Origin of the sequence: Thermococcus sp., assembly GCF_027023865.1 — an archaeon.
Taxonomy (GTDB): Archaea; Methanobacteriota_B; Thermococci; order Thermococcales; family Thermococcaceae; genus Thermococcus.
Window position 1 is genome coordinate 396,989 of sequence record NZ_JALVUC010000019.1, and the last position, 11,660, is coordinate 408,648.

Sequence of the window (11,660 nt, forward strand, 5' to 3'; positions counted from 1 at the left end):
CTCACACCCAGCAGAAGTCTCTGTAGGCGCACCTCTTGCAGTAGGGCTTTTTCTCTGCCTCGGGTGGTCGCTCAAGTGATATAACCCTTTCGATGTCCGCCAGGGCGTTCTCAAGGGTTTCAATGTCCTCATCAACGAGCTCGACTTCCTCCCGCCGTCCCTCTTTGGGATACGAGATTACACCCTTGGCGTTGACACCAACGTTTTTCAGGAGGTATAGGTAGTACTTCAGCTGCCATTTGGCAGGTTCCTCAAGCTTTGAGCTTTTCTTGACCTCCATGACTTCAACACCATGTCCCTTAATGACGACATCGAGCTTTGCGTCCCCGAGCATGACCTCCTTCCATTCCCTCTCATATGAGTCTTTATGGATGAGCCTGCCTATCAGCATGTCCTCGTTCTCAAAGTCAAATCGTAGCCCTCTGGAGAAGAACCACAGCTCCCGCTTACAGGTGAAGTAGTAATGAACCATAACGCCCGTAACCCTCAAATTATCTCCCCCACAGGGTTTTTATCCACGCCTATGATGTGGAGGTTGAAGTTATCGCCGGGCAGCTCATATATTAGCACGGAGTCACCTTCCTCCACCATTCCTTCCAGGGTCCTCTTTATCTCATAGAGCTGTGCTCTGCTCACCTCACCTTCGAAGACACTGTTCTGCCGCCAGTGGAGGTGGGTTCTCAGGAAGCGGTGGATTTTCGCCACGCGCTTGACGTCGACATCATAGACCACTATGATGTACATCACCACCACGCCCGCAGGGACTTGTATTTTCTATCACCGAGAAAGTGCCTGACGAGGGAGTACCCATCAAGGCGGATCATGTAGCGGATGGACACGTTTCTCTTGAACCTGGGGTGGAGAACCTTTCTTCCGAGCTCTCCGTTCAGCTCGCTGATGAAAACTTTAAGTCCCTCGCGGTTGAGCATCACGCCTACATCCCTGTCGAAGTGCTCTCTTCTTATCTGCATCCTGTTCACGAGCCTGAGGATAACCCTGAAGACGGTTATGGGTTTGAATATGTCCGCCATGTCGAGGGCAAGTGAATATCGCCTTTCCAGGGGCTCATGGAGGAAGCTAATGGCAGGATGAAGGTAGGTCTTCCTTATCTCTGAGAGGGCAATCGTGTAGAGCACGGAGTTGCCGAGGCTTATTAGGGCGTTCACCTCGTCCTTCGGCGGCCTCCTGTTCCTCTCACTGAAGTCGAAGTGCTTCAGAAGCGTAGCGTAAACGTCGTAGAACTCCCTCCAGAGCTGGCTCTCAACCCCCATGAGCTCCACAGGGTTGCCCCCTTCAACCCCTATCCCCTCGATGCCTTCCCTTTCGGCCCTCTGGGACTTGAGGAAAGATATCATCGAGGCCTTTATTCCCTCCACGAACTGTCTTGCGATGTAGAGCCTCTTCTCCAGGTTAAGGTAGTGTTCGGCCTGTTTTATAACAACCGTGCCGCTCACCTGCCCCTCAGCCGGCATGTATGAACCCCGGTAGTAACCGTACTTGTTGTAGAAGTGTACTGGGACGTTTTTCTCGGAGAGAAGCTTTACAGCACCGCTTGTTAAACTTACGGGCTTGAAACAGTGGACCTCGCTCGTGGAGTTAACGGGTATAGCCTTCCTGCCGTTTTCATTCTCAAGGAAGAGCGTGTTGCCCCTCCTTTCGAGCACCCCCATCTGGGTTATGTACACGGGCCTCTTCATGAGAACCACCACAGGATGTTGTATACAATTCTGTCCTACGGAAACATTGGTTGTGGCGGACGCACCAGGACTTGCTTCTTCCTTTCCACACAATTCTGTCCTACGGAAACAATAACTCGACTATTATAATGTGGATTGAGGTGGAAGACTTTCCACACAATTCTGTCCTACGGAAACCAATAATCTCTATTGAGTCCAAAGCCTCGAGAAAGTCATCTTTCCACACAATTCTGTCCTACGGAAACGACCTCAACGATGCACTCTTAGATGAGGAAATCCTCCCTTTCCACACAATTCTGTCCTACGGAAACCCTTTCCTTCAGCAGTTCATCCGCACTGGATATAACCCCTTTCCACACAATTCTGTCCTACGGAAACGGTGGTAGCGGTGAACCCGCAACTGCTCAATGAGGTCTTTCCACACAATTCTGTCCTACGGAAACTCTTTATAGTCTCCTCAACCTCGCCTTGCCTTAATACTTTCCACACAATTCTGTCCTACGGAAACTGTGTTTGCGACGAGCGCTGAGAAGTCGATGTCGGTCTTTCCACACAATTCTGTCCTACGGAAACGAGTGTGGTGGCGGTGGACAAGGCTGAGAAGTTTGATGGCTTTCCACACAATTCTGTCCTACGGAAACGAGTGTGGTGGCGGTGGACAAGGCTGAGAAGTTTGATGGCTTTCCACACAATTCTGTCCTACGGAAACATGGTGTAAAGTGCCTCATAGCGGTCGGTGGGCTCGTTGCTTTCCACACAATTCTGTCCTACGGAAACTCTCCCGTATCCTGCTTTTTAACGCGATACGCCGGAGCCGCTTTCCACACAATTCTGTCCTACGGAAACTCACTTTCTTTTCAAGCTCCCCCGATTGTAAGAAACCGCTTTCCACACAATTCTGTCCTACGGAAACGCTCGGGAGCACCAAGTCAAGCTCAATGTCCAGCTTCATCTTTCCACACAATTCTGTCCTACGGAAACAAGTCCTCGATTGGCTCTTGTTGTGTGCCCCCTCCAACTTTCCACACAATTCTGTCCTACGGAAACGGTTAAATGGCCTGGCTGGAAGTCCTTCAAGCTTGAACTTTCCACACAATTCTGTCCTACGGAAACTAGGTTTACCACCAGTTCTAAAACCACCCACTCATCTTTCCACACAATTCTGTCCTACGGAAACCTGCCCAGCCTTGCGCGGGTCGGACTGGAACTCTTTCACTTTCCACACAATTCTGTCCTACGGAAACGATGGCTTGTAGGTATGAGCGCGGGACTGGGCATAGAACTCTTTCCACACAATTCTGTCCTACGGAAACCAACAACCTGCCCATACTTATACAGCTTCCCGCTCTTCTTTCCACACAATTCTGTCCTACGGAAACCTGAGCCTCACGCTCAACACCCCAGGCGGGCAGACTGCTTTCCACACAATTCTGTCCTACGGAAACACCCGAACACAGGGTCACAGGTCGGGCTTGAGTACTGGGCTTTCCACACAATTCTGTCCTACGGAAACGCGGGCCACTGAATGTACTCGTGTATTTTAGAGCACCATCTTTCCACACAATTCTGTCCTACGGAAACCCTTCTCCATTTCTTTGCCGGCCTTCTCCCAGCTGTCTTTCCACACAATTCTGTCCTACGGAAACCCTCTGGAAATTTACTCTGTTTTTCAAGATATCCACTCACAAACTTCCTATTTAAGGTTTATCTTAGAAACCTGCGGTAATGCAATCGATTTATAAATCTGACACAAAAATATAAAACACATTAGAACTTCCTGATTGCCGTTTAATCAGGTCTACTAACTTTTTATGGACAACAGAGAAATCGAAAATCCATTTATCAAAAATACTCGCTGATCGCCATTTAAAATTCGCTTTAGCGTTCTCCCTGTCCACCTTAACCACCCAAAATCCTCTTTCAGGCGTATCCTACTCATTTGTGGCCCCATCCCCCCAGGAACAGCAGTTTTATTTCAAATCTATAAAACCTTTCGATGAATTCCTCAAACAGACCTTGAATCACAGCCTGTGGGACTTTTTGCTAATTCTAAGGCTATTTGTAACCATATTCTAAAATTTAGATGTTGTCTTTCTGTTTTTCGAGAAAAAAAGCCTTAAAAAAGGAAAACTGGAAGGAAGGTGTTACTCAGAACACAGCGACCGGCTCCCCGTCGAAGAGCATAACATTCACGGAGTTGGCCAGCTCAACGTAGCCCCCCGCGAAGGCCACCACCTTTCGGTAAACTGCCCGTCTCCCTTTCCCGCGGTAGGTGAAGTCCACGGGCATCCTGTACTCCCTTGGGGTGAGGTTGTTCCTCTTGAGGAGGATGAACCTCGCGCCCCTCGCGTATTCCTCGCATGGTATAACGCTCCGGAGCGTGGACTCCTGGCCTTCCTCTACTCCGACGATATGGAGGTAGGCCCTCTTTGCCGGATAGATTACGCTCTCACTGTCCCCGAGGTATGGGACGAAGAACGGGTCAAGGAGCGCGTCATGGGCCTTCTCTATTGTGTCATCGTCCCCTGCAAAGAACATCCTGTAAGTGGGGGTGTGAAAGAGATTTTTGGTTATGGGGTACAGGGGTGAGTTGGGGCTCTTGAATATAGCTGCTTTTTCCTCAACCCTGGAGCCGGGGTCTGCTATAATGACACCATACCTGAGTTCCTTCAGTAGCTTCCTAAACCCTTCCTCAGGGAGGCCCATGGCCCCGGCGAGCATCCCTATGGCTGTGGTTCTCGGTGGGAAGGGGTAACTGTCCAAGAGCAGCGAGTTGTATGGTATCCTGAAGTGGGCCTGCAGGGGCCTTACCTCAACTACCAGGCCGAGCACTTCACTCACCGAGCTCCAGCTTGTTTATCCTTTCCCTGAGTTCCTTCATACCCACTATCTCAACGTTCTCCATGTCCTCGAAGGCTTCCCTCAGCTCGTCCACGTTGGCAAAGCGGCTCTCGAAGAGGCCGATATAGAGCTTTTCGATGTTGTCCTGGAACGTCTCAACGGTCTCCTTAAGCCGCTCCACGTCGAGGACGAGCTTTCCGTCAACGTAGCCCTCTTTAACCCGGAGTGCATCGCCGATGACGGGTATCTTGCGCCTCAGGAGCACGACCACCATAGCCTCAGGGTAGGCCTTCGTGAAGAAGTTGCTCAGCTTCGCGCCGCCGTGGTACTGGAGTACGGCGTTTAGGAGGGCCTTAAGCCTCTTCTCCCTCTCTGGCTCCGGAAGGATGTAGAGGGTGACCTCCCTACCAGTGGCATCCTTAACTTTCCTAACCTCAAGCCCCTCAAGCTTTGGAACTTCGAGGCCCTCCTTGAAGACACCCAGCCTGTCAAGCTCGATGAGGAAGTTGCCCCTCATCACGTTGGTAGCTATCTCGGTCTCGTATATGTTGTGGTTGTCTCCGCTCGGGTCGTATCTAACCCCAAAGTCCCTGTCCTCCTGGTAGGGGAAGATCGAGACCATGCCGTTGGTTCTGACCACCGCGGTTCTCCTGAGGGTGGCGTTTTTCCCCTCGACCTTCTTCGCTATCATATAACCAAAGAGGTCGTCGTCTATGTAATTCTGCGGTTCCCCGAGGGAGACTATGACCTTTTGTCCGCCTTCACTCTTGGGAATCACCTGGCTCAGTTCCCAGTCGAGCTCCTTAAGGAGTTGCCTTAGGTGATACTTAACGCTCTGACCGCTTATGCGGATGTATTCTCTTCCGTCAACTGGGTCGCGGACCTTTTTGAGGACGGCTATGACTCCCTCAGTCCCGTTGGAGTTCAGGTTAGCTCCCTCAACCTTCGTCAGGGTAACAACTTCTATCGCCTTCATTTTCCTCCCTCCTTGGAGTGGAGAGCGTTTAGCATGCCGTTCAGGAGTATTGCCTTCAAGACCTTCCACTCCTTTTCGTTCTCGTAGATTGGCCTCAGGTCAAGGCTTTCCTCCAGCTTAGCCTGGAGTTCCACCAGCTTGTTCAGGAACTCCTCAAAGCCCCTGGCCCTGAAGAGCTCCCACTGGTAGCGCTCAAGGTTCGTCCCCTTCATCTTCATCCCAAGGCTGTAGCCGAGTCCGTTCACATGTTCAAATGTTTTAACGTCCACAACACCACCTCCAAAAACCTCCAGGTAGGAGTGTGCCCATGTGTAGTAATAAGGAGGGAGGGGTAGCTTGCGCTTGAGCCTCTCCATGAAGATCCCGTTTAAAAGAATGAAATCGAACTTCCCGTCCAGGAGCTTCCTCACGAACTCCTCGCGCTCCAAGAAATTTTTGGAGCGGTCTTTTCCACGTGGTATCTCCAGGCTTTCATAGAACATAACCACCGCGGAGTCCCAGACACTCAGATGTCTCCTTCCCCACTGGGTTTCCTTACCCGAATTCTGGACTCTGTCCAGAAAGCCTATCAGCCTCTCAAGGGTGGTTCCCTCTATCACGTGCTCCCTGTAGAACTGGCCCGAGCCGTACACTAAGTACGTTTTTACTGTCCTCCCCGTTTCTATGGCCTCATCCAGAGCTCCCGTGTCTTTCAGGGACTTGACGAACTCGTGGAGAACGGCAAAGAACGCTTCGTTAGGGTGGTACCTGCTGAGCAGGAGGGAGGGTCTAATCGAGTACCGCTTCTTCCCTTTTTTCTCCTGAACGTCCACCCTGAAGTGCTCCCTCCAAAAGCCGTCCTTAAACATTCTCTTGAACCTTTTGAGCTCCCTTTCGGGGGCATCGAAGAAAAACTTCAGGCTCCCCGCTCCCGTTGGGACAGTGTAGAGGTACGCCATCGCAGCGTAGAGTTTGAACGCATGCTCCTGGCAGAGGGCCAGCCTGTTGCTCTCGTCCACGATGGAGTCAACCTTCCTCTCGAAGGGGAATATAAACGCCCTGTTGGGGACAACGGCCCCTTCCTGCCCGCAGATGGAACATGTGCCCCTTTTGCCCTCTATCAGTCCGGGGAGGATGTTTTTCGTTTTCCCGGAGAGTTCAAACCCGAAACTTCTCAGGACTGCTATGGCCTCACTCTCCGAATCCACCGAGACGTATTCATTGGTCATCTCATTGATGGGCTGGAGGTACGTCGCTGATATCACTTCGGGAGTAACCTCCCGTATCCCCGCTTCCTTCAGGAAGAGTTCGCCATTCTTTAAGTAAGCGTCGAGCATTCAGACACCTCCCAAGGCCTTTGCCGTTATTCCCTCAACGCGCCTCTTTGCATCTTGAGAATACCTGAGGAAGGTGTGCTTCCTCGCCTCCCTCTTGGCGTCCCCGACATCCCAGCTTTCCATCTTAACCTCGGTTGCGTTTGCCTCAAGGCCCGCATGTGCTAGGAAGTTGCGGGGCACTATCGCCGTGTTGGCGTTCGCGAAACCCGAAAAATCCCTTAGGGGCATCCAGTCTGGGAAACAGCTGACTGAAGCGTAGGATATTGCCTTGTCCTCCATTTTACCGAGTTCAACGTTCGCCCTCTCCCTGTTGGCGCCCCTAAAGACTCTCTCCGAGACATTGTACAGTTCATCGAGGCTTGCCGGTAGGCTCGGTCTCAGTTTTTCTAAAGCCCTCGCCTGGAAGAGGAGCTTCACCAGAACGCCGAGGCCCTCTCCAAGGGCCAGTTTCCTCCTCACGGATCTGTTAAAGACCTCGATATTGCTTTCCCACGTCTTTATGAGCTCGTCCACCGCTTCCTCTATGGGCCCAGTCTCAGGAAAGTTCTCGGCGAAGAGAAGAGGTAAGCCGAAGACGACCGACCCTACCCACGCCTCCAGCTTTCTCTTCTCCGACTTTATAAGCTTGAAGGCCTTCAGCTCTCTTTTGAGTCCTCCAAGAGCCTTTTTCTCGATGAGGTAAGGAGTGATGTACCCTTCAAGGCCGGGAAGCCTCTCGGTTAAGGGGTGGGGCTCAATTTTGACGTCCTCGATAACGTTTATGCCCAGCTCCGCCTTGAGTTTGGGTACGAAGGGATCGGAGTTGTAGGCCTTGAAGTATGTCTCGCTGACCAGCGCCCTTATTCCCAGCAGTTCCCTGAGGGCCCGGTGGACGAGGAAGGTTATGTAGTTGAGCCCGTGGGTTATGTCGAAGTGCACCTCAAGCTCTCCCTCGACCGGGATCACCTGGGAGAGGCCGTGGATGGCATGATAATAGACGTCCATGGCGTTTCCCTCAAAGGTCCCGTGCTCGAACTTTCCTATGCCGGGAACCAGGAGAAGGTCAACTTCCCTGCCGGCCTCTATCCTTTCGAGGAACATCTGAACCCTACCGGTTATGTCCTCCCTCAGGGCTTCCAGCGAGGAAAAGTCTCTTCCCAGAGTATCCGGGAGGACTATTACCGTCCAGTCGGGTTTTATGACCTTCTGAAGAATGGGAAGGGTTGAAGGGCCGGCGCTGACTTCGTTGCCGAAGCGGTATTTGACCTCCGTCCACTTCTCGAAGTTCCCCCACGAGGCTATGAGGAGCTTCATTTCAACACCACCCAGCCCATTGGCTTGCTGTCTGCCAGACGCCTTGTCTTCGGGAACTCCCTCGAAACACCCCTCCCCGATGGGTTTCTGCCCAATCCGAGTTTTCTCCTGACCTGCTCCCACTTCCAGCCCTTATCAACCAGAAGGAGACCAATTGTGGTGCTTATCCAGCCACTTCCCCAGCCGAGCCTCATGATCCTCTCTTTCCCCCTCAGCCCTTCGTAGAACGAGCGAACTGAGCTTCCATGCCTCCCAAATTTTGAAAGGCTCTTGAGCTCGTTGTCTATTATGATATTATAGAACTCCTCCACCGCCTCCCAGACAAAGTCCTCGAAGGCCTCCCACGGCTTTCCCCTATCCTTGAGGCACTCCCAGAGAAGGCCGTTGAAATAGTCAGAATTAACCCTGAGGAGTTCGATGTCAAATTTGAGCTCTACCTCTGTCTCCGCTTCCGGTCGAAACGCCTCCACCCATATCGGTATCGGCGAGGGGTTTCCTACGGCCTCAACGCGGTAAACCGCTAGGTGCTTCCTGTCTATGCTCCGACTGTCCCTGATGATCAACCCCCTCATCGGGTCGTGCTTGGGCTCGTACCGTACTCCTGGGTATCTACCTCCCTCCATCCCGAAGACGATGGCCTCAAGCAGGTCATCCGTCCTCTTCCTGCCGAACCTGCGGTTCCTGGCTATTTCCCTGTCGAGATAACCGATGTAGTAGTCAATCAAACTTTCACTGTAGCCTATCCCCCTCGCGAGGTTTCCTGAAAGGGTCGAGACGAGGTTCATCGCCGTTCCTGAATCTCCGCACTCCTTCAGAACCTTATAAAACACTGCAGTTCTTATCGCTCCCTTCACAGAGGAACCGGGTATATAAGGCATTCTGTTGGACTTTATGAACTCGCTTATCTGCATGCTCGTCTCACCAGCACCACCAAAGATCGGAAGAGAGTAGAGGGTGTAATCTGCCGGATTCAGATGGTACTCTTCGATGTAGCCTTTCCACACGTAGTGCTCCCCAGGAGGGTTTTTGAGAAGCGCAAGGATTTCCTCAATGTCAACGCCGAGCCTCTGGAGGTCGTTAATGAGCCTCTCGATGTCGAGGACGTAGACACTGTCCTTGATAGGATAGATGTCAACTGGAGTGAGCTTGTTGCCGTTGCCGATGTGGAGTGGAGAGAGAACCCTCAGTCTCATGGGCAATCCACCCCTCTCGAAGCCTCGTCCGGGACCTCAGCCGGTATGGGGAACGTGAGCCCGTAGACGTTGACCTCATGAGAAAGCCCGATATCAATGGAGACTATCCTTCCAGGGTCGTCCGCCACGATGGAGCCCTCAGCGATAAAGTTCAGCTTCGGCTTTCTCCTGCCAGAGCTCCAGCCGCCTTTCCTTACCAAGCTCCAGAGCACCGGAGTTTTTGTGGGAAGGGTGTTGGAGAGCGTTGCACTGCAGGGACTGTCTGGCACGTTCATCTCAACCGTATCCACCTTGAAGTCGAAGAGACCGAAGCCCCAGGTTGTCTTTCCTCCGATTCCCGTGTCACCTAAATAGCGGAGCGCTGGAAGGATGTAGTCGTTGAAGATACCCTCATCACCGGAGTAAAGGAAGTAGAAGCCCGAACTTTCTCTGAACCTCATCTCATCCCAGAAGTATAGGTTGGAGTCGTTGGTAACCCTGTCGAGAGCTACCCTTGGAACGTCCACCCTCCTGAAGGGCAAACCTTTGGGAACGTCGAAGGGCTCAAGCTTAAGGGCCCTCTCGAAGTTTTCAAGGTCGAGGTACCTCGATTTCTTTATCTCCTTCTCCCTTGTATGGCGCTCTTCCTTGGGAAGGTCCTTCAAAAGCTCGTCAAAGTTGAGGACGCCAACGCTTAAGGGCTTAGGAAAGTAATAGGTGCTCCCTTCAAAGGGAAAGGCGGAGCTGATTCGGGCACTTTCTTTAAATCCCTGCACCAGCCCATCCACCGCGTTGCCCCCGAAGAGCGTCGCCACTGCAGTACCTATCGCACCAAATATCGTGTCGGCCCTGGGGAGCTCTCTTATGGGCCCCCTGGGAAAGAGCTTAATTGCCTTGAACTTGAGTCCAAGCATCACCCTGCCCCCAGTTTTCCTTTCACCTCCGAGAACAGGTTCTCAAAGTCCTTTAGAATGTCAACAGCTGGCTTGCGTTTGGCATTAATCCCTATTCTGTACCCCTCCTTACCAGTGCGGTAGTAGTCGGCGCTCCTGAATTCGAAGGCCTCGAAGAGGAACCTCACCTTTCCGTAGCCCCTTGAACCAGAACCGCCGAGGTAGCTGTCCTCTAGGAGGGCCATCGCAGTTAGGAGGTTCTTTATGTCGTCCTCCCACTGGTTTAGATCCTCGACGTTGTAGATCATCTCGAATTCGAATTCCGCCCCGGCCACGACGCGCTCGTTGGTCCTCGGGTTGGCCTGGGAGGTTACCCTGTCAATGCCAACCTCGATTTTTGCCTCGGTTACGTCCTCTCCGGCCCTCCATCTGTCCTCCCAGTCCTTCGTGAGGAACGCGTCCCTGACTATCAGCCTTGAGGGAAAGTTGCTCTCCTTCCCACTCGCACCAAAGAGACGGCAGACAGGACAATTAATTGCGGAGGAATAATCGGGACAGACATGTATCCAACCATTGTTGATCTTCTTGTTGAAGAATTTCCCGCAGTTTTCCCTGCCTTCCTCCCTACAGCTACCAGAGGAATAGTCTTTCAAGGCTTCATATTTTTCCTTCCACTCATCGAGCTTGGAGTTCGTGAACACCTCAAATAGACTTCTCAGCTTCCCTTTGAGTGAAGATCCTGGGATATAAGGCAGACCAGTTATGGGATCCTTTATAACAGGGTTGTCGATGCCCCCTATCTCCGAAATGTCCCTCTGAGAACCTATGTGGAGGCCGGTGAGGGCCTTAATCCTGCCCCAGATAACGACTTTTCCATAAAAGTGCCTGTCCATCATTCACCACCTCCAAAGAACCTGTGGTAGGCAACAACCGCTTGTAAGAAGTCATAAACCTCCTCAAATCGGCCAACGTCGGGTTTCTTCATTAGAAGGGCCAGCATTGGGTCGAGGACTCGGTGAAATGCATCAAGGGCATATCTCGCCCCTCCCGTAGCCCTGCCAACGGCATACGCCAGCAGGTAGCGGGTCTTCACGACGTCGTCCTTTATGGCTGTATCCCCCTTCTTCAGTTTCAGATCGATGGTTCGCGTCATCTCAAGGACTTTCCTTACCTGATTCGTCTTGAGGTTCTGAGCCCTTAGATAAGCTGCCACCACAACGGCATTCGCAAGTCTCTTCTCTGGGCTCCAGCTGGGAAAATCTCCTTTTTTCTTGCTCTCTTCCAGCTCTTGGGCTATCTCTCTGAAGTAAGGCTCAATATCCTTCCACGATATTCTGTTCTTCTCGAAGGCTTCCCGTATCCCTATTACGTCCGGGTTTTCTCCAAAGAGTTCGCCAACGTTGCCCTCACGGGCCTCCCTCTGATACCTGCCCATACCATGACCCGGGTGGCCTTTTCCGTAGACCATCAAA

The 11,660-nt window shown here is 52.1% G+C and carries 11 protein-coding genes and 1 CRISPR repeat array; all 11 genes read right to left on the minus strand.

The genetic code is table 11. The features are described from left to right. Position 1: 1 nt before the first annotated feature. Positions 2-490: a CRISPR-associated protein Cas4 gene (gene cas4, locus MV421_RS07835; protein WP_297420164.1), complete on the minus strand. Its 489-nt coding sequence runs from the start codon at positions 488-490 to the stop codon at positions 2-4. Then, positions 487-744, minus strand: coding sequence for a CRISPR-associated endonuclease Cas2 (gene cas2, locus MV421_RS07840; protein ID WP_297420167.1), 258 nt, complete (start codon positions 742-744; stop codon positions 487-489). Before cas2 ends, cas4 begins: the two co-directional genes overlap by 4 nt. Further along, complete coding sequence (cas1b, locus tag MV421_RS07845; RefSeq protein WP_297420170.1) at positions 744-1,697, minus strand: type I-B CRISPR-associated endonuclease Cas1b; 954 nt, start codon at positions 1,695-1,697, stop codon at positions 744-746. Before cas1b ends, cas2 begins: the two co-directional genes overlap by 1 nt. A 16-nt stretch (positions 1,698-1,713) precedes the next feature. Then, positions 1,714-3,343: a CRISPR direct-repeat array (repeat unit 29 nt; unit sequence CTTTCCACACAATTCTGTCCTACGGAAAC). A 502-nt stretch (positions 3,344-3,845) separates the two neighbouring features. Beyond that, positions 3,846-4,529 carry a CRISPR-associated protein Cas5 gene (gene cas5 / locus MV421_RS07850; RefSeq protein ID WP_297420256.1) on the minus strand — a complete coding sequence of 228 codons (684 nt, stop codon included), beginning with the start codon at positions 4,527-4,529 and terminating at the stop codon, positions 3,846-3,848. Position 4,530: 1 nt separating this feature from the next. Continuing rightward, positions 4,531-5,514, minus strand: a complete 984-nt coding sequence (gene cas7i / locus MV421_RS07855) for a type I-B CRISPR-associated protein Cas7/Cst2/DevR (protein WP_297420259.1) — start codon at positions 5,512-5,514, stop codon at positions 4,531-4,533. After that, complete coding sequence (locus MV421_RS07860) at positions 5,511-6,830, minus strand: hypothetical protein (RefSeq protein WP_297420261.1); 1,320 nt, start codon at positions 6,828-6,830, stop codon at positions 5,511-5,513. The genes cas7i and MV421_RS07860 overlap by 4 nt, the downstream gene beginning before the upstream one ends. Next, positions 6,831-8,123, minus strand: coding sequence for a CRISPR-associated CARF protein Csx1 (gene csx1, locus MV421_RS07865; protein WP_297420263.1), 1,293 nt, complete (start codon positions 8,121-8,123; stop codon positions 6,831-6,833). Next, entirely contained in the window at positions 8,120-9,316 is a 1,197-nt protein-coding gene (csm5, locus tag MV421_RS07870) for a type III-A CRISPR-associated RAMP protein Csm5 (protein ID WP_297420266.1), read from the minus strand. The genes csx1 and csm5 overlap by 4 nt, the downstream gene beginning before the upstream one ends. Beyond that, positions 9,313-10,209 carry a type III-A CRISPR-associated RAMP protein Csm4 gene (csm4, locus tag MV421_RS07875; protein WP_297420268.1) on the minus strand — a complete coding sequence of 299 codons (897 nt, stop codon included), beginning with the start codon at positions 10,207-10,209 and terminating at the stop codon, positions 9,313-9,315. Before csm4 ends, csm5 begins: the two co-directional genes overlap by 4 nt. After that, the gene (gene csm3, locus MV421_RS07880) at positions 10,209-11,081 is read right to left on the minus strand and encodes a type III-A CRISPR-associated RAMP protein Csm3 (RefSeq protein WP_297420272.1); all 873 of its coding nucleotides are present in this window, start codon (positions 11,079-11,081) and stop codon (positions 10,209-10,211) included. Before csm3 ends, csm4 begins: the two co-directional genes overlap by 1 nt. After that, entirely contained in the window at positions 11,081-11,656 is a 576-nt protein-coding gene (gene csm2 / locus MV421_RS07885) for a type III-A CRISPR-associated protein Csm2 (RefSeq protein WP_297420275.1), read from the minus strand. The genes csm3 and csm2 overlap by 1 nt, the downstream gene beginning before the upstream one ends. Between the last annotated feature and the right edge of the window lie 4 nt (positions 11,657-11,660).